Genomic DNA, 19176 nt, shown 5'->3' with positions numbered 1-19176 from the left:
CCGTGTGAAAGTAGGTAATCGTCAGGCTCCCCAGCAAGTCCAGAAACCCCACCCCTAAAAGGTGGGGTTTCTGCGTTTACGGCGCAAAACACGGACGCAGAACGAGCCTTCGCCACCAGTCGTGTCATCACGACGACGCTGCCATGCTCACGCCGGAACTTAGTCCGGGCGTCTGTCCGTCCATCACAATGGTCGGATCTGAAAACATCATCCCGCGCAGCTTTGCCCAATGCGCCTCAGTTCTCCTTGCCTTACTTCTCCCCGATCCGCAGCACGATCGCGTAACCGTTGGCTCTTATCAATTCCGCGACATACATGCGCAGGCTCTCTGCTCTTCTCATTCCTCCCAGAGCACGTGAGATTGGACCCTACTTGCTGAGCGACAGCGCCAAAAAGTAGCTCTCCCGCAGGCGAAAAATCTGCAACAAAAACAGCTTCGCCACCCCTTTTTATTTCCCTCTTGCGCGCGCTTCGTCGCATCGCTTTGCCTTAACATCCGTCCCAGAATACTGTATAAATATACAGTGAAAACTCGTCACCCCATGCTTGCCCGATGCCGGGCAGGGTGGAGTATTCCCTGTTGAACGAGCGTGTCTATGGCAGCAGCGATTCATCTGGCGACGACAGCGTTGTCGTCGAGATTGCGGCGTCAGGTGTGGCAGGGCAATGAGCTTGCCGAGGCGGACTCGCGGGTGATTTCCAGCGGCTATGCTGCGCTGGATCAACTGCTGCCTGGGCAGGGCTGGTCGGCCGGCGGCCTGACAGAGTTATTGATTGAGCACGAAGGAGTCGGCGAACTGCGCCTGCTGGCCCGCGCGCTTCGGCATCTTACGGCACAAGCTGAACGGCACGTCATGCTCGTGGCGCCCCCTTACCAGCCCTGTGCTTCGGCATTGAGGTCGTGGGGTATCGATGTCGAACGCGTCTTATGGGTGCGTTCGAGTGAAGACCAGTCTCTGTGGGCTGCTGCTCAGGCATTGAAGCAGGATGGCATCGGCGCTGTGCTGGTATGGCTACCGAATGCGCGCGCCGATAAGGTTCGGCGTCTGCAGGTGGCGGCTCAGGAATCGGGATCGCTGGCATTTTTGATCCGGCCTGTCGAGGCAGCCACGCAATCTTCACCGGCGCCATTACGAATGATCTGCGAGCCGCTCTTGCCGGCCAATGCGCAGACGATCAACCGTCGTGAATGGTTGCAGGAGATTGGTATTTCGATCGACATCTTCAAGCGCCGCGGCCCGCCGCTAGCGGAGCCTCTGCGTCTCATTTTGCCGTTACAAAGCGTCTTGTTGCCGGAAAGCGGAGTCGGTAGCAATCAAGGACGAGAGATCAAACATGTTGTGGATCGCAGTCACATTGCCACTCTTGTCGCTGGAAGCGGTGAAGCCTCTCGAGTCGCTTCCGGATGGTTCGCCCGCGAATCCGAATCGGTGTGAGTCCGGCGAGACAAGCCAACCTCGGGGTGTCGACAGCGTCACCGAGGCACGCTGCTATGCGTTGGCCGATCACGCGCACATCGTAATGCCGGATTTCGACGCATTGCGTGCCGGGGTGCACGTGGGTCAATCGCGCTCGTACGCATTGGCCTTGGCGCCCGGTCTCAAGATGCTTGCCGCAGACACAGTCCGCGAAACGCAGGCGTTCGAAGCGATGGCGCTCGCTTTGCTGATGTACACCCCGAAGGTGTCGCTCGGGCACGCGCATACCTTGTTGCTGGAAGTCGGCTCCGGCTTGCGGTTGTTTGGCGGCTTGCGGGCGTTGTTGTCGCAGGTGTCCGCGACGGTGGCTGAATTCGGCTATACGGCGCGAATCGCGTGTGCACCGACAGCCTGGGGCGCGTGGTTGTTGGCTCAGGCGCATGCCGATCGGCAGGGGCATCGTTGGCATGTGATAAAGGAGACGTCCCTTGCTCGGGTCCTCGACCGCTTATCCGTGTTGTTGTTACCGGTTTCGCAGGCGGATCGCGATGCGTTTACGCATGTCGGTTGCGCGACGCTGGCCGATTTGCGGCAATTGCCAAGGTCGGGTGTCGTGAGACGTTTCGGCAGCGGGATTCTGGATCTGCTGGCGCAGGCATATGGTGCGCGTCCGGATCCGCGCGAATCGTTTCGCGCACCGGCATCGTTTCATGCTCAGTTGGAGTTGCCGTCGCGGGTCGATAATGCCGATGCATTGCTGTTCGCCGCGCGTCGGCTGATTGTGCAACTGGCCGGATGGTTGAGCGCGCATCATGCAGCGCTCAGTGGTTATACGTTGTTGCTCGAACATGAATTGGCATCCCGTCATGCGCCGAAAACGTCGAGTCTGAAGGTCGCTTGGGCCATACCGTCGCGCGATGCCGAGCATCTGATCTGGCTGTTGCGTGAGAAGTTGAATCAGACGGTTCTGGTGGCGCCCGTGATCGAGTTGAAGCTGGTCGCGGATCAGATCGGCGAGTATGCAGGGCGGTCGGACACTTTGTTTCCAATGCCCGAATCAGACGGCGATTCGATCGCACGTCTGCTCGAACGCTTGAGCGCGCGTTTGGGGCCGGAGAACGTGCTGCAGATGTCGGTGCAGGACGACCATCGGCCAGAGCGGGCAATGCGTGTCGAGGCCTACCAGGCGCAAGCGTTTTTGGGTAAGAAGCGCTCGTCTGCGAAGACTAAGACAAAAATAAAAGCGGATAAAACCTGGCTGACCGATGAGTTGCAGCACGCTGCATTGGAGAGCGTGGGTGCAGACGACGATGGGGCGAGACACGCGGAACGCACAGCACACCCAGAGCACATATCCCGAGAGCCCGAAGAAGCGAGCGACGCTAAAAGCAGCCACCTATTCGTAACACAAGCGGCCGATGCTCAAGCCTCACTCGATCTGCCCGACAGTGCATTGCCATCACAGCCTCGCCCCGTCTGGATGCTCGACAAACCGCTGCACCTGATGATGCGCGACCAGCGGCCGATCTATCGTCGGCCACTGAAAATGCTCACGCGTACCGAACGGATTGAAGCAGGGTGGTGGGACGGTAACCTCGTCGAGCGGGATTACTACGTTGCGGCAGACGATCGTGGCCATATGTTCTGGGTGTACCGGGAACGCCTTGGCGGCGAGTGGTATCTGCAGGGTTTATTCGGCTGAGCATCATCATGGCAGATTCCCAAGTCTCAAGTTCATTGGAGCAGGCGCTTGTGCCCCAATTGCCTCCGTATGCGGAGTTGCACTGCCTGACTAATTTTTCGTTTCTGCGTGGCGCTTCGCACCCGCATGAACTGGTCGAGCAGGCGATGTCGTGCGGTTATAGCGCGCTCGCGATCACCGATGAATGCTCGCTGGCGGGTGTCGTGCGCGCGCACACGGCGGTGAAAGAAATCGAACAGGAGCGGGAGCGCCAACGGAAGGAGCGCGATGACAAGGCGAAAACCGCGCAGGCAGGAACGTCTCTAGAGGAAGCAGCAAAGTCAGCAGCTACAACACCAGCGGACTCAAAACAGGAAGCCTCAAAACAGGAAGCCTCAAAACAGGAAGCCTCAAAACAGGAAACCCTTGACCACGAGGTACTAAAACCCATCCCCCACCTCATCATCGGCAGCGAACTCAATCTAACCGACGATGCAGGCGAGCCATTCTGCACACTGGTTGCGCTCGCAACCAATCGCAATGGTTACGGCAACCTTTCCGAACTGATCACGCTGGCCCGTTCGCGTGCAGACAAAGGCAGCTATCGCCTCGGCCCATCCGACTTCACCGACTCGCTACCGCATCTCGAGCATCTCAAAGCCTTGCCCGATTGCCTCCTGATCCTCGTGCCGCAGCGCACGGCGACGCTCTCGCACACATTGCGTTGTGTGCACTGGCTGGCATCGTTCGCGCCGCAACGCTCATGGATCGCACTCGAACTTTGGCAAACCGGTAGCGACGATCTTCAGATCGACGCATTGCGAATGATTTCAAAAGCGAGTGGTTTGCCTTTGGTAGCAGCAGGAGGCGTCCTGATGCATGTGCGATCGCGCAAGCCGTTGCAGGACACCCTAACCGCGATTGGCCTCGTCACACCGCTATCGGCATGTGGTCACGCGCTCGAGGCCAATGCCGAACGGCATATGCGTACTCGCGTGCGGCTCGGCAAACTGTATCCACGCGACACGCTCGAGGAAACGCTGCGTATCGTCGCCTTGTGTCGCTTCTCGCTCGACGAACTCAAGTACGAGTATCCGGAAGAACTGGTGCCCGCCGGTGAATCGCCATCAAGCTATCTGCGCAAACTGGTCATGGCCGGCGCGATGGAGCGCTGGCCGAAGGGAATAGATCTCAAACGAATCGATCAGATCGAGAAAGAGCTGCAACTGATCGCCGACCTGAAATACGAAAAGTACTTCCTGACGGTACAGGATATCGTGAGCTTCGCGCGCTCCAGAAACATTCTCTGTCAGGGACGAGGCTCAGCGGCCAATTCGATCGTGTGCTACTGCCTGCACGTGACGGAAATTGATCCGGTGCACATGAACATGCTAATCGAACGGTTCATCTCGCGTGCGCGTAACGAACCGCCTGATATTGACATCGATTTCGAACATCAGCGTCGGGAGGAGGTGATTCAATATATTTATGGGAAGTACGGCCGTCATCGCGCGGCGCTCACTGCAACGCTGATCACCTATCACGCCCGCAGTGCGCTGAAGGACGTCGGCAAGGCGTTAGGGCTCGAAGCGTCGTTGATCGAGCGAATCAGTAAATCGCAGCAGTGGTGGGACGGCACGGATGCGGTCGCCAAATATCTGGCCGAAGCGGGCTTCGCTGCCAACTCGCACATCACGCAGAATCTGATTCGCCTCACCAAAGAGTTGCGCAACTTTCCGCGTCATCTGTCGCAACACGTCGGCGGCTTTGTGATCGCGAAAGACAAGTTGTCACGGCTAGTACCTATCGAGAACGCGACGATGAAAGACCGCAGCGTAATTGAGTGGGATAAGGACGACATCGATGCGCTCGATCTATTGAAAGTCGACGTGCTGGCGCTCGGCATGTTGTCGGCGATTCGTCGTGCGCTTGAATTCGTCGCCTTGCGGCGCGGCTTGCTGAAATTCAGGATGCAGGATATTCCGCGCGAGGATCGCGGTGTCTATGAAATGTGCGGTCATGCCGATACGATCGGCGTATTCCAGATCGAATCGCGTGCGCAGCAAAGCATGCTGCCGCGGCTGAAACCGAACAAGTACTACGATCTTGTGATCGAAGTCGCGATCGTGCGGCCCGGACCGATCCAGGGCGGCATGGTGCATCCGTACCTGCGTCGCAAGCAGGGTCTGGAGGCGGTGGACTACGCTAAAGATGAGTTACGCCCCGTGCTCGAGCGCACGCTTGGCGTGCCGATTTTCCAGGAGCAGGTGATGCACCTCGCGATGGTTGCGGCAAAATACACCGGGGAGCAGGCCGATCAATTGCGGCGCGCGATGGCCGCGTGGCGGCGCAGCGGCAATCTGGCGAAGTATCAGCAGGATCTGACTAACCGCATGCTCAAGCGAGACTATGAACCCGAGTTCATCGCGCGCATCTGCAAACAGATCGAAGGCTTCGGCGAATATGGTTTTCCTGAAAGCCATGCGGCGAGCTTTGCCTTGCTCGTCTATCTGAGCGCGTGGTTGAAACGTTATGAGCCGGCCGCTTTTCTTGCAGGATTGCTGAACAGCCAGCCGTTGGGATTTTATTCGCCGTCGCAACTCGTGCAGGATGCCAGGCGTCACGGCGTCCAGGTGTTGCCGCCGGACGTAACCTTGAGCGATTGGGAGTCGACCTTCGAAAGACGCGGCCATGAAGGGCAGCGGATTTCATCGAGCGAGACCTGTTTGCGTCGTCAGCAGGGCGCATTGTCTGCACAGCAATTCCGTGACATGTCGTTGCGGCGCTTCACATTGGCCCGGACGATCCGGCGTGCGGCAAAACAGCTGACCGCCCGCGTATTTCAATCGTCGAAAACCTATGGTGCACGCGGTCCGGCAGTACGCATCGGCATGCATCTGATCAAAGGTCTTTCGCAGGTAGCGGCCGAACGCATCATGGCGGCTCGCAGCGACGCGCAGTTTACCGACGTCGACGATCTGGCGCGTCGCGCGGCATTGACGCGGCGCGATCTCGAAGCGCTGGCCGCGGCGAACGCGCTGGTCAGCATTGCGGGCCATCGGCGCGAAGCGTGGTGGCAGGTGACCGCGCAGCACACGGTACCCAAGCTGCTGCGCGATGCACCGATCGCCGAAGCGCCGTTGACATTGCCACAGGCGACCGAAAGTCGCGAGATCGTCGACGACTACGCGAGCATCGGCCTCACGCTCAATCGTCATCCGCTCGCGCTATTGCGCGAGCGTCTTGCCAAGCAGCGCTTTCGCACGGCGGCAGAACTTGCCGCGTGCGGACATGGCACGCTGGCGCGCGCCTGCGGCATCGTCACCGTGCGGCAGCGGCCGGGCACGGCAAACGGCACCGTGTTCGTTTCCATCGAAGATGAAACCGGTTCGATCAATGTGATCGTCTGGCCGGCGCTGGTGGAAAAACAGCGCAAGGTACTGCTGGGTTCATCCTTGCTGGCGGTGTATGGCGTCTTGCAGCGTGACGACGGCGTTTCTACCGGCGGTGACAGCGCCGGCAATGCGATGAACGCAAGTAAACCGGGCAACGCGAAACGGAAACAGAAGGGCGAGGTGATCCATCTCGTCGCGCATCGACTTGAAGATCACAGCGACTGGCTCGGCGAACTGGCTACGGCGAGCCGCGATTTTCATTGAGGCTGATCTGCCGCCGGCTCGCCCCGCCATGGAAATGCGGCCAGCACTTGCCGGATCGCAACGTCGAACGGCGTGCGGCGGCCAATGCCGAGCGCCTCGAGCCGGTCCGACGCTAAGTGGCAGTTATGCGGACGCGGCGTCGCGTCGGTGGGCGTATGTTGTGGCGTCAGTTGCGCATCGAGTTGCAGCGCTTCGGCCAGTCGTACGGCGATTTCATACTTGTTCATCGGCTCATCACCCGACCATTGCACGATGCCGCCGATCGCATCGCCACGCGCATGCCGTTCGAGCATCTGCCGGATCACGAACGCGACGTCCGGCGTAAAGGTCGGGTAGCGAATCGCCCATGCATCCATGACCGCGGCCTTGCCCTCGTGTGAAGCCGACGCGGCAATCGCCGGCACGAGACTCGTTACCGCCGATTCTGCCCAATCGACGATCGGCCCGTAGAGCAGCGGCAAACGCAGCACGCAGCCGAGATCGGTGGATTCCGTCAGCGCGCGCTCACCTTCGAGTTTGCTGCGCCCATAGGCATTGAGCGGCGCGGGCGCGGAATCGTGCTGATAGGGCGGGTGGGTGCCGTCGAACACGTAATCGGTTGAGATCGAGAGCGTCCAGGCGCCGCGCCGCTTTGCCGCCGCGGCCAGGGTGCGCACCGCATCGACGTTCAACGCCCGGGCGAGCGCCGGATCGTGCTCGCACACATCCGGCCGACGCTCTGCTGCGGCAATCACGAGCGCGTCCGGCGCTTCGCGCTCGACAAATTGCTCGACCGCCCGCGCATCGCGAATATCCAGCGCGACCGTGTTCGGCCCCGGCCGGCTGAACGCCGTGGCGACAACTTGCCAATCAGCCTGCTGCGCCAGTTCGTCGACGAGAGCCCGGCCGAGCAGTCCGGAAGCACCAATGACGGCAACTTTGAACATAACGGTCGCTCGCTTAGCGGGCTGGGCCGCTGGTCACGCCGGTCACCGTGTAACCGGCCTCGTCGATTGCGGCTTTGAGCGTGTCGACCGGTTGTGCCGATTCGATTGCCACGCGGCCGGATGCCAGATCGACCTGGACCTGAGCGGCGCCATCGTGTTCGCGGATCGCGTTCGTGACCGCAGCCACGCAATGCTGGCAGCTCATGCCTTCTACCTGGAATTCGATCGTCATCGGGATTGCCTCGAAAAAATGAATATTGTGATGCTTGAATTATGCCTGCCGATGCGCAATTGAGTGGCTGACCTTCCCACTATGGGAAGGTGTACGATCGACGCACACACTGGGGAAACAGTCATGAACATCGGTGAAGCGGCCCGCGCGTCGGGCGTCACGGCGAAGATGATCCGCTACTACGAAAGCGTGGGCCTGCTGGCGGCGAAGGCGCGCACGAGCGCCGGCTATCGCGTATACGGGCCACAAGAGGTGCATTCGCTGCGTTTTATCCGGCAGGCGCGCCGTCTTGGTTTTCTGGTCGAAGACATCCGCCGCTTGCTGGCGCTGTGGCACGACCGGTCGCGCGCCAGTGCCGAAGTGAAGGCGATTGCGTTGGAGCACGTTGCGGAGCTCGATCGCCGTATCAACGAACTGACCGACATGCGCGACACATTGGCGCATCTGGCGGACCATTGCCATGGCGACGATCGCCCGGATTGCCCGATTATCGAGCGGCTCGCCGATACCGATCTGGTGTCGGGGAAGGGTTGTCATCCGATCTGAAAGCGCGGAGTGCAACCTGTCGAGGACGTTATCGCAACCGAGCCTCAAAAAGCACCTCAATGGTGCGAATTAGTATGGGGTAGCATCAGTCATCATGAAAAAGTTGTCTTGAATTCAGATAAATCAACAACTTAAGTGCACCACGGGCGTGCACCATTCCAAAACGGAATGCACGTCATGCGGGCATTTCACTAGCAAGGTTGCACCACAGGGCTATAATCCGGGTTAACCCTTTTACGGGAAATCCCTGATTCCGAACTCACCGGGGATTCAATCTGATCCTTGGAGAACATCATGTTTGCATACGTACTTGAAAAGCTGAGCACCTGGTTTGAAACTGCAGAACGCAGCCGTCGTGAAGCCTATCTGGCATCGTCGTCGGATATCGTTCAGCTCGAACAACGCATCCGCTCGCTCGAAACCAACGGCTACTCGCTGTAAGTTTCAACTGCATCAAGTTTGACCCGGCAGCGCTCATGCGCGGCCATTGCAGTAAAGCGTTGAGCCCCGTATAGACGGGGCTTTGTCACATCTGGACCACGAAAATCCACAGCAACTGGCGCTTCTTGGCGACTCATGGCTAATAACGACTAGCCTGAAGGATGCCGCCGCGGTAAGGTAAAGTGTTTTCCGCGCAATCCGGCATTCTCAAACTCAACCGGTCCGCCCATGCGTCCTGTCCGCTTGCTCAAATCCGTCGTGGCCATGACAGCCGCAGCTTCGCTGACAACGGTTTTTGCCGTATCGGCGACGTTCGCCGCGTCGAGCACTACCGCCCGCAAGCCCGTGATACTCGACTCGCAGAGCGGTATCAGCGACGGTCAGAGCGGTACCGTGCTGCAGACCGCGCCGCTCTCGCGGCAGCCGATCGTAGGGGCGCAGCCAATCGCAACGCCCACGGAGCTGGCGCCGAATTCGTCGGTACCGTTCGTGGTCGCGCCTTACATCCCGGTGCCTGTTGGCGGCAGCACGCCGTCGACACAACCGCAGCCGCAGACTCGTCCTGTACTTCGCGCGCAATAAGTCGCAAGAAGCGACTCCGCCGCGATATCTCCTAGTAGTTCTTTCCATCCATCCGTTGATGGTTCGAGCGGCAGGCCCTCTGCCGTGCTGCCGCATGTGCACGCGCGTCTTTATCTTCAGCTAACGCGCGAGACACTGCATACGCTATTCGGGTTTCGATGCATGGCGTGCGCGACACCGTCCGACGACAATCGTTGCGCGCTCTCTCGCCAACGATGTGGACCATGCATCGTACGTAGCGCCATCGCATCGAATGAAAACAGAACAAGGAGACATCACATGCCTATTCACTGGATGCGGCGTGCCGCCAGCACCTGCGCCACGTTGCTCGCGCTGAGCGTAGCCGCGACGCTGCCCGGCGTCGCGCTTGCCAAAGACACGCCGGAAATGCCCACGCTCACGATGGCCGTTGGCGGTTTGCCGGGCCTTTACTATTTGCCGGTACTCGCCGCCCAGCAGTTGGGCTACTTCAAGGACGAAGGGCTCGACGTCACGCTCGAAGATTTCGCGGGCGGCTCGAAGGCGTTGGAAGCGGTCGTAGGGGGCAGTGCTGACGTGGGAGCCGGCGCATTCGAGCACACGTTGTTCATGCAGGCAAAAGGGCAACACTACCGCGCGTTCGTACTGATGGGCCGCGCGCCGCAGATCGTTGTCGCGGTGCTGAAGTCGAAGGCGGATCAGATCAAGACATTGGCGGACTTCAAGGGCGCCAAAGTCGGCGTGAGCGCGCCGGGTTCGTCGACGGATCTGGTGCTTACTGTGGCTTTGCGCAAGGCAGGCGTGCAGCGCAACGAGATTTCGGCGATCGGCGTGGGCAGTGGCGCCACGGTACTGGCCGCGGTGAGCGGCGGTCAGCTCGACGCGCTGTCCAATGTGGATCCGATGATGACCAAGCTGGCGCGTAGCGGCGCGATCAAAGTGCTGGTCGATACACGTACTGTGCAGGGCACGCAGGAAGTCTTCGGCGGGACGATGCCGGCGGCGACGCTTTACGCATCGGAGACTTTCATCCAGAAGTATCCGAAGACGACACAGGCGCTCGCCAATGCGATCGTGCGCGCGGACCACTGGTTGCAGACCGCGAGCGACGCCGACTTGCTGAAGATGGTGCCGCCGGCCTATTTGCTCAACGATTCGGCGCTCTACGTGGAGGCCTTCCACAACGTGCGCGACGCGTATTCACCGGATGGCTTGATGCCCGCGGATGGCCCGGCGACTTCATTGCGTGCTTTGTCGTCGTTCGATAACCGCCTCGATCCGAAAAAGATCGATCTGAACGCGACCTACACCAACGATTTCGCCCGCAAGGCAGCGGCGCAACTCAAGTAAGTGGACTGATGGCGGGTGATTTACCCAGCCGCGCGCGCGTCATACCTCTGGTAAGGCGCCCACGTGCGGCCCGGGGCGTGCTCAATCCCCGCGATATTCGACCTTGAACTGCGCGGCCTTGTCCTCGCCGAGCGCCTCGACCAGCCAGGGCATCTGGTCTTTCAGCGTTTTTGCCAGCGTATACGGCGGATTCAGGATGAACATGCCACTGCCGAACAACCCGAAGCCGTCGGTCGGCGGATTGCTGACGGTCAGGCTCACATGCAGCCAGTTGCGCTCCTGCAGCTTCTTCAACTGATCGGGGAAGCGCTGCGATTCAAGGCGTCTTACCTGCGGATACCAGACCGCATAGGTGCCGGTCGGAAAGCGCTTCAGGCTTTCTTCGACGCAGCGCAGTGTGCGCGTGTAGTCGCGCTTGTCTTCGTACGACGGATCGAGCAGTACCAGCGCGCGGCGCGGCGCCGGCGGCAGCAACGCGAGAATGCCGTCGAAGCCATCGCCTGCATAAAGCATCGCGCGGCGGCCTGCGTCGCGGAAGTTATGGCGCAGCACGTCGATTTCAGTGGTATGCAGCTCGAACAGGCGCATGCGGTCCTGCTCGCGCATTTGCCGCCACGCGATATACGGCGAGCCCGGGTAGAAGCGCAACTGGCCGTCCGGATTCAGCGCGCTCACTTCGTCGACGTACTCCGCGAAGACCGACGGCAGGTCGTTACGCTCCCACAGTTTGGCGATGCCGGTCTGGAACTCGCCGGTTTTCGTCGCGTAGCCTTCCTTCAGCGAATAGACGCCGGCGCCCGCGTGCGTGTCGATATACCAGTAGGCTTTGTCCTTCTGGCCGAGGTAGCGCAGTAGCTGCAACACGACGGCGTGTTTCAGAACGTCGGCGTGATTGCCTGCATGAAAGGCGTGGCGGTAGCTGAGCATGATGAGGAGACACTGAAAGAGGGCGTGCCGGTCCACGGCGGATTCGGCGATGCGAGTGCAATGCGGCAGCACAACTGAAGTGCAGCGCGGTCGCGTATTGTACGCGACGCCGCGCTGCACTCCGCAGTGCGTTGCGCGTGACACAGTCCCGATGGTGCGCAGGCCATGCTCCGCAGACTGGTCCGCGCTCCGATCGGGTCTGGACCAGTCGGCGCGGCCGATCAGTCGTAGGCGTCGCCGATGACCGCCTCGATCCGCTCTTTGATCTCCGGTGTGATCCGTTCCGCCACCTCGGCGGATTTCATGTTCTCACCGATCTGTTCGACGCGCGACGCGCCGGTGATCACGGTGCTCACATTCGGGTTCTTCAGAATCCATGCAATCGCCAACTGGCCGATCGTGCAACCCAGCTCGTCGGCCACTTCGCCCAGCTTGCCGACCACGTTGTTTTTGCCGGCGTCGGTGACCTGCCTGCGCAGCCAGTCGTAGCCTTGCAGTTGCGCGCGGCTATCGGCAGGCACGCCGTCGCGGTACTTGCCGGTAAGCAGGCCGGACGCGAGCGGGCTCCAGGTGGTCAACCCAAGGCCGATATCCTCGTAAAGCCGCTTGTATTCCTGCTCGACGCGCTTGCGGTGGAACAGGTTGTACTGCGGCTGCTCCATCACTGGCTTGTGCAGATGATGCCGTTCAGCGATCTCGTAAGCGGCGCGGATTTCGTCGGCGCTCCATTCAGACGTGCCCCAGTACAGGGCTTTGCCGCGCGTGATCATGTCGCTCATGGCCCAAACGGTTTCTTCGACCGGCGTGTTTGGGTCAGGACGATGACAGAACACCAGATCGACATAATCGAGTTGCAGGCGTTTGAGCGACGTGTCGATGGCGTTCAGCAAATATTTACGGTTCAGCGTGTGGTACTGGTTCGGCGCTTCGTTGAGGCCCCAGAAAAATTTCGTCGAGACCACGTAGCTCACACGCGGCCATGCCAGTTCCTTGAGCGCCTGACCCATGATTTCTTCGGATTGGCCGGCGGCGTACACCTCGGCATTGTCGAAGAAGTTGACTCCCGCATCGCGCGCGGCTGCGAGTGACTCGCGCGCTGCACGATGATCCACCTGATTGCCGTAGGTGACCCATGAGCCGATGGACAGTTCGCTGACTTGCAGGCCCGAACGGCCTAGACGTCGATAATTCATGCATTCCTCCTTGGTAGTGATGCCGCCGGAATCCGCTGAAACGTCCAGTTTAAAGAGATAAAGCGCAATGTGCAGTTTACGGATGCAGTTCACACGGTTCATGCACAATAGCAGCGTTGGCCGCAGTGCAGCATTCGGCCGAACGGTCTATGCCGTTTGGCTGACTTCACGCCGCCTGCGGTCCGTGGTCTCATTGCTCATCAACTGCATGGAGGTTCTGGATGTCGTCACTGAACACGAATCTGAATGGCAAGGTTGCGGTGGTTACGGGCGCCGCGAGCGGCATCGGCAAGCAGATTGCGCTCACGCTTTCCGCTGCGGGCGCAGCGGTCGCGATTGCCGACCTGAACCAGGACGGCGCGAACGCCGTCGCTGAAGAAATCAAAAAGGGCGGCGGCAAGGCAATCGGCGTGGCAATGGACGTCACGAACGAAGATGCCGTCAACCAGGGCATAGATAAAGTCGCGGCTGAGTTCGGCTCGATCGACATTCTGATTTCCAACGCCGGCATCCAGATCGTCAATCCGATCGAAAACTATTCATTTTCCGACTGGAAGAAGATGCAGGCCATCCACGTGGACGGCGCCTTCCTCACCACCAAGGCCGCGCTCAAGCACATGTACAAAGACGATCGCGGTGGCATCGTGATCTACATGGGCTCGGTCCATTCGCACGAAGCGTCGCCGCTGAAGTCCGCCTATGTGACGGCCAAGCATGCGCTGCTGGGTCTTTCACGCGTACTGGCCAAGGAAGGTGCGAAACATAACGTGCGCTCGCATGTGGTGTGTCCGGGTTTCGTGCGTACGCCGCTGGTCGACAAGCAGATTCCCGAGCAGGCCAAGGAGCTCGGCATCAGCGAAGAAGACGTGATCAAACGCGTGATGCTGGGCGGCACGGTCGACGGCATCTTCACCACGGTGGAAGACGTCGCACAGACGGTGCTGTTCCTGTCCACGTTCCCGACTGCGGCGCTGACCGGCCAGTCCTTTATTGTGAGCCACGGCTGGTACATGCAATAAGGAGGCGCCCATGGCGCAACGCAATCTCAAGCGGGCACGCGTCGGCGCACCCGGCGGCGGGGAAGGCGAGGGCGCCGGTCCGGCGCCCGCCGCGCATCCCGGCAAGCATCTCCAATTGCCGAACTACGAAACCGTCGCGTTGATGCTGCAAGGCGGCGGCGCGCTGGGCGCCTATCAGGCAGGTGTCTTTCAGGGGCTTTACGAAGCCGGTATCGAGCCGAACTGGCTCGCCGGCATTTCGATCGGCGCGCTGAATACGGCCGTCATTGCCGGCAATCCGCCGGAGAAACGCGTCGAGCGGCTGCTGCAATTCTGGGAGACGATCTGCCAACCGGCGTTCGGACCGCCGTTGCCGGCCTTTATCGAGCACGCGCTGTTTAATTCCAGTGAAGCCGTGCGCAAGGCTTTTACGGCGACCCAGGCGATGGGCGCGATCGTGGAAGGGCAAAAGGGCTTTTTCGTGCCGCGCTTCCCGCCGCCGTTGCCTACCGTCTCAGGGCCGCCGCAACTCGCGAGCTACTACGACACCACGCCGCTCAAGGCCACGCTGGAAGCGCTCTGCGATTTCGATCGGATCAATTCCGGTGAGATGCGTGTGTCAGTGGGGGCGGTGAATTGCGGTACCGGCAATTTCGCCTACTTCGATAACAAGCATACGAAACTGAGGCCTGAGCATTTCATGGCGTCAGGTGCGTTGCCGCCGGGTTTCGCGGCGGTCGAAATCGACGGTCAGTTCTACTGGGACGGCGGCTTGATGTCGAACACGCCGCTCTACGAGGTGATTCAGACCACACCACGTCGCGATACGCTTGCGTTCCAAGTTGATCTCTGGAGCGCGGTTGGGCCGGTGCCGGACAACATCACCGATGTTCAGGGGCGCATGAAGGACATCCAGTACTCAAGCCGCACACGTCTCGTGACCGATATGCTGCAACGTTCGCAGCGTTTCCGGCATGTGCTGCGCGAGGTGCTCGATCGTGTACCGGCTGACCAGCGCGACGATCCGTGGTGCAAGCTGGCAGATGATCTGTCCTGTTCGAAACGCTACAACGTGATCCATCTCATCTATCGGCAGAAGGAATACGAAGGGCATTTCAAAGACTTCCAGTTCGGCCTTTCTACAATGCGTGAACATTGGAGCAGCGGCCTGGAAGATATCCGCCAGTCGCTCGCGCAACCGGACTGGCTCGACATGCCTGATAACGACGCAGGTTTTGTCACGCACGATATCCATCGGGATTCGCGCTGAAACGGACCTAGGTGACAGAAGGAGTGCCGGCAGCGGGGCTTATCGGCGGGTCACACTCACACGTCCGGCAACAACAGCCGGCCAATAAAAAACGGCGCCCGAAAGGGCGCCGTTTCTACATGCAGCTTAAGCAGCAACAGCAAAGTAAAGCGCGTGCGACTAACGCCCGCGCCCTGAAATACCTTACTTCAACACGTGAGCGATCGCGCTAGCCACCACGTCGAGGTTGCGCGTATTCAGCGCAGCCACACAGATGCGGCCCGTACCCACTGCATAGATGCCGAACTCTTCACGCAGACGGTCCACTTGCGGAGCCGTCAGACCCGAGTACGAGAACATGCCGCGTTGTGCGTTAACGAAGCTGAAATCACGATCCACGCCACTGGCCTTCAGACGTTCGACCAGACCGTTGCGCATTGCGCGGATACGGTCACGCATTTCGGCGAGTTCGCTTTCCCACGTGGCGCGCAGTTCAGCCGATGCGAGCACCGCAGCAACCACCGAGCCGCCGTGCGTGGGCGGGTTCGAGTAGTTCGTGCGGATCACGCGCTTCAGTTGCGACAGCACGCGAGCCGACTCTTCCTTGCTTGCCGTGATGATCGACAGGGCGCCGATGCGCTCGCCGTACAGCGAGAACGACTTCGAGAACGACGACGACACGAACACGTTCAGTTCCGATGCCGCGAACAGACGAACCGCTGCAGCGTCGGATTCGATGTTGTCGCCGAAACCCTGGTAAGCGATGTCGAGGAACGGCACCAGATTGCGCGCCTTGACGACTTCGACGATCTGCTTCCATTGGTCGACCGTCAGGTCGACGCCGGTCGGGTTGTGGCAGCACGCGTGCAGCACGACAACCGTGCCCGCTGCATAGCTGTTCAGCGCGTTCAGCATGCCTTCGAAGTTCACGCCGTGCGTGTGCGCGTCGTAGTACGGATAGTTCACGACTTCGAAGCCGGCGCTTTCGAACAGCGCGCGGTGGTTTTCCCAGCTCGGATCGCTGATCGCGACCTTGGCGTTCGGGTTCACACGCTTCAGGAAATCGGCGCCGATTTTCAACGCGCCCGTGCCGCCCAGTGCTTGCGCCGTCACGACGCGGCCCGCGGCGATCAGCGGCGAGTCGTTGCCGAGCAGCAGTTTCTGCACGGCAGCGTCGTAGGCAGCGATGCCTTCGATCGGCAGATAGCCACGCGGCAGCGCGGCTTCGACGCGAGCCTTTTCCGCGTCGCGCACGGCGCGCAGCAGCGGAATCTTGCCTTCTTCATTGAAGTACACACCAACGCCAAGGTTGACCTTGGTGGTGCGCGCATCGGCGTTGAAGGCTTCGTTCAGGCCCAGAATCGGGTCGCGGGGAGCAAGTTCGACGGCGGAGAACAGAGACATGATGGATGGGCAGCAGTTGTGAAAAGAGGGCGGCGTCAAGCCCGGGCGGGCCGGCCAACGGTGTCTGACGGACAACAACGGACAATTCAGACGGCGGCCGGGCATCGACAGGCGAGCGCAACTTGCCATTGTAGCGAATTCACGGGCGTTTTTCGGGCGACAAAGCCTGCTGGACTGAATTATTTGCTTGAAAAACAGGCACTCCGGCGTCATGTCGTCATAGCGGATTTGCCTGGAGTGAACCCGGCGAAGGCCGAACAACGGCCTCGAGCCGACGGGAAATCGCCTCCGCATCGGCCAGCTGGCCTGCATCGTCCACCCCCGCAATCCCTACGCAGACCCGCTCAGCCCGGGTTCCCGCAACCCGTTAGAATAGTTTTTTGCCCAAGGCCCGGTGCCGCCCCCATGTCCGAACAACATCTGACTGAAGTCGACGAGACGCTCGATGAATCCAAATTCATCACGTTCGAAGGCTCGCCGTTCCAGCTTTACCAGCCGTATCCGCCCGCGGGCGACCAGCCGACGGCAATCGACACGCTTGTCGAAGGCATCGAGGACGGTTTGTCGTTCCAGACGCTGCTCGGCGTGACCGGCTCCGGCAAAACCTTCACGATGGCCAACACCATCGCGCGGCTCGGCCGGCCGGCGATCGTGTTCGCGCCGAACAAGACGCTCGCCGCGCAGCTTTATTCCGAGTTTCGCGAATTCTTTCCGCGCAATGCGGTCGAGTACTTCGTCTCGTACTACGACTACTACCAGCCGGAAGCGTATGTGCCGCAGCGCGACCTGTTCATCGAGAAAGATTCGTCGATCAACGAGCACATCGAGCAGATGCGGCTGTCGGCCACCAAGAGCCTGATGGAGCGGCGCGACGTGATCATCGTCGGCACGGTGTCGGCGATTTACGGTATCGGTAATCCGTCGGAATATCACAAGATGATTCTGACGCTGCGTACCGGCGACAAGCTCGGCCAGCGCGACATCATCGCCCGCCTGATCGCGATGCAGTACAACCGCAATGAAGCCGACTTCCAGCGCGGTTCGTTCCGCGTGCGCGGCGACACGATCGATATTTTCCCGGCCGAGCACGCCGAAATGGCGGTGCGCATCGAGTTGTTCGACGACGAGGTCGAGACGCTGCAACTGTTCGATCCGCTCACCGGCCGCGTGCGGCAGAAGATTTCGCGCTTCACCGTCTATCCGTCGTCACACTATGTGACGCCTCGCGACACTGTGGTGCGCGCGGTCGAAACGATCAAGACCGAACTGCGCGACCGGCTCGAGTTCTTCTACAGCAACGGAAAGCTCGTCGAAGCGCAGCGGCTCGAGCAGCGCACCCGCTTTGATCTGGAAATGCTGCAGGAATTGGGCTTCTGCAAGGGCATCGAGAACTACTCGCGGCACTTCTCGGGCGCCGCACCCGGCGAGCCGCCGCCGACGCTGGTCGACTATCTGCCGTCCGACGCGCTGATGCTGCTCGACGAGTCGCACGTGCTGATCGGGCAGTTGAACGGCATGTACAACGGCGACCGGGCGCGTAAAGAGAATCTGGTCGACTACGGTTTTCGCTTGCCGTCGGCGCTCGATAATCGCCCGCTCAAGTTCAACGAATTCGAGCGCAAGATGCGCCAGGTGGTGTTCGTGTCGGCCACGCCGGCCGATTACGAAAAGAAAACGGCAGGGCAGGTGGCCGAGCAGCTGGTGCGTCCAACCGGCCTCGTCGATCCGGAAATCGAGGTGCGTCCGGCGCGCACCCAGGTCGACGACGTGCTGGCCGAGATCAACGAGCGCGTCAAAGTGGGCGACCGCGTGCTGGTCACGGTGTTGACGAAGCGGATGGCCGAGCAACTGACCGAGTTTCTGGCCGACCACGGCGTCAAGGTGCGCTACCTTCACAGCGACATCGACACGGTGGAGCGGGTCGAAATCATCCGCGACCTGCGACTGGGCACGTTCGACGTGTTGGTCGGGATCAACCTGCTGCGCGAGGGGCTGGATATTCCGGAAGTCTCGCTGGTCGCGATTCTCGACGCGGACAAGGAAGGTTTCCTGCGCGCCGAGCGTTCGCTGATCCAGACCATCGGCCGGGCGGCGCGTAACGTGAACGGTAAAGCGATTCTCTATGCGGACCGGGTGACCGACTCGATGCGCCGCGCCATCGACGAAACCGAGCGGCGGCGCGCCAAGCAGATCGCCTACAACCTGGAGCACGGCATTACGCCGCGCGGCGTGGTCAAGCGGATTCGCGACATTATCGACGGGGTGTACAACGTCGACGACGCCCGCGCTGAACTGAAGGAACAGCAGACTCGGGCGAAATTCGAGGACATGTCCGAGAAGCAACTCGCCAAGGAACTCAAGCGCCTCGAAAAGCAGATGATGGAGCACGCCAAGAACCTCGAGTTCGAAAAGGCCGCACAGACCCGCGACCAACTGGCGCTGCTGCGGCAGCGCGTATTTGGCGCGAACGTCGGCGACCACGTGCCCGGCGTCGAATAAATTCTTCCTACATATCAAGCAAAGTGCGAAGAAAGGCGCGGCAATGTGCCGCGCCTTGTCTTTCCTGCGCTTTACACCCGCCAACACCTTCG

General features: G+C 60.4%; 15 protein-coding genes. 10 read left to right on the top strand and 5 right to left on the bottom strand.

Annotated features, from left to right (window positions below; translation table 11 throughout):
* The first annotated feature begins 596 nt into the window (after positions 1-596).
* From imuA to M0D68_RS34115, 3 genes are read left to right on the top strand one after another with little or no spacing between them, the layout of a single operon-like run.
* Positions 597-1436: a translesion DNA synthesis-associated protein ImuA gene (imuA, locus tag M0D68_RS34125; RefSeq protein WP_266226681.1), complete on the top strand. Its 840-nt coding sequence runs from the start codon at positions 597-599 to the stop codon at positions 1434-1436.
* On the top strand, positions 1336-3120 hold the full coding sequence (locus M0D68_RS34120; RefSeq protein WP_266226680.1) for a DNA polymerase Y family protein: 1785 nt from the start codon (positions 1336-1338) through the stop codon (positions 3118-3120). Before imuA ends, M0D68_RS34120 begins: the two co-directional genes overlap by 101 nt.
* Before the next feature lie 8 nt (positions 3121-3128).
* Positions 3129-6758: an error-prone DNA polymerase gene (locus tag M0D68_RS34115; protein ID WP_266226679.1), complete on the top strand. Its 3630-nt coding sequence runs from the start codon at positions 3129-3131 to the stop codon at positions 6756-6758.
* Here M0D68_RS34115 and M0D68_RS34110 read toward each other — a convergent pair.
* Entirely contained in the window at positions 6752-7684 is a 933-nt protein-coding gene (locus tag M0D68_RS34110) for an SDR family oxidoreductase (RefSeq protein ID WP_266226678.1), read from the bottom strand. The two genes, M0D68_RS34115 and M0D68_RS34110, sit on opposite strands and share 7 nt — an antisense overlap.
* A gap of 13 nt (positions 7685-7697) precedes the next feature.
* Entirely contained in the window at positions 7698-7916 is a 219-nt protein-coding gene (locus M0D68_RS34105; protein ID WP_266226677.1) for a heavy-metal-associated domain-containing protein, read from the bottom strand.
* 123 nt (positions 7917-8039) lie between these two features.
* On the opposite strand from M0D68_RS34105, the gene cueR reads away from it, so the two are divergent.
* The 4 genes from cueR (at position 8040) to M0D68_RS34085 (ending at position 10814) form a co-directional block, all read left to right on the top strand.
* On the top strand, positions 8040-8462 hold the full coding sequence (gene cueR / locus M0D68_RS34100; RefSeq protein WP_200620836.1) for a Cu(I)-responsive transcriptional regulator: 423 nt from the start codon (positions 8040-8042) through the stop codon (positions 8460-8462).
* Positions 8463-8756: 294 nt separating this feature from the next.
* Positions 8757-8903, top strand: a complete 147-nt coding sequence (locus tag M0D68_RS34095; RefSeq protein WP_074284875.1) for a DUF3563 family protein — start codon at positions 8757-8759, stop codon at positions 8901-8903.
* A 228-nt stretch (positions 8904-9131) separates the two neighbouring features.
* Positions 9132-9485 carry a hypothetical protein gene (locus M0D68_RS34090; protein ID WP_256456262.1) on the top strand — a complete coding sequence of 118 codons (354 nt, stop codon included), beginning with the start codon at positions 9132-9134 and terminating at the stop codon, positions 9483-9485.
* A gap of 279 nt (positions 9486-9764) precedes the next feature.
* Positions 9765-10814, top strand: coding sequence for an ABC transporter substrate-binding protein (locus M0D68_RS34085; protein WP_266226670.1), 1050 nt, complete (start codon positions 9765-9767; stop codon positions 10812-10814).
* Between the two features lie 81 nt (positions 10815-10895).
* Here the strand turns inward: M0D68_RS34085 and M0D68_RS34080 are convergent, their stop codons facing one another.
* Positions 10896-11741, bottom strand: coding sequence for a 23S rRNA (adenine(2030)-N(6))-methyltransferase RlmJ (locus M0D68_RS34080; protein ID WP_054042170.1), 846 nt, complete (start codon positions 11739-11741; stop codon positions 10896-10898).
* Between the two features lie 221 nt (positions 11742-11962).
* Positions 11963-12934 (bottom strand): aldo/keto reductase, encoded by a 972-nt coding sequence (locus M0D68_RS34075; protein ID WP_266226668.1) that lies wholly within the window; start codon positions 12932-12934, stop codon positions 11963-11965.
* A 221-nt stretch (positions 12935-13155) separates the two neighbouring features.
* Between M0D68_RS34075 and M0D68_RS34070 the strand changes: the two genes are divergently transcribed.
* Both M0D68_RS34070 and M0D68_RS34065 read left to right on the top strand, forming a co-directional pair.
* A complete protein-coding gene (locus tag M0D68_RS34070; protein WP_093646589.1) occupies positions 13156-13953 on the top strand; it encodes a 3-hydroxybutyrate dehydrogenase in 798 nt (265 codons plus the stop codon).
* A gap of 10 nt (positions 13954-13963) precedes the next feature.
* Positions 13964-15202, top strand: coding sequence for a patatin-like phospholipase family protein (locus tag M0D68_RS34065; protein WP_093646591.1), 1239 nt, complete (start codon positions 13964-13966; stop codon positions 15200-15202).
* A 183-nt stretch (positions 15203-15385) separates the two neighbouring features.
* On the opposite strand, the gene M0D68_RS34060 is transcribed toward M0D68_RS34065, so the two are convergent.
* The gene (locus M0D68_RS34060; RefSeq protein ID WP_266226665.1) at positions 15386-16585 is read right to left on the bottom strand and encodes an amino acid aminotransferase; all 1200 of its coding nucleotides are present in this window, start codon (positions 16583-16585) and stop codon (positions 15386-15388) included.
* A gap of 405 nt (positions 16586-16990) precedes the next feature.
* On the opposite strand from M0D68_RS34060, the gene uvrB reads away from it, so the two are divergent.
* Positions 16991-19084, top strand: a complete 2094-nt coding sequence (uvrB, locus tag M0D68_RS34055) for an excinuclease ABC subunit UvrB (protein ID WP_093646596.1) — start codon at positions 16991-16993, stop codon at positions 19082-19084.
* Positions 19085-19176 lie beyond the last annotated feature (92 nt).

Source organism: Paraburkholderia sp. SEWSISQ10-3 4 (genome assembly GCF_030464785.1).
Classification (GTDB): domain Bacteria; phylum Pseudomonadota; class Gammaproteobacteria; order Burkholderiales; family Burkholderiaceae; genus Paraburkholderia; species Paraburkholderia aspalathi.
Note: the sequence above shows the minus strand (reverse complement) of the source record. Positions and strands in the feature narration are given on the sequence as shown.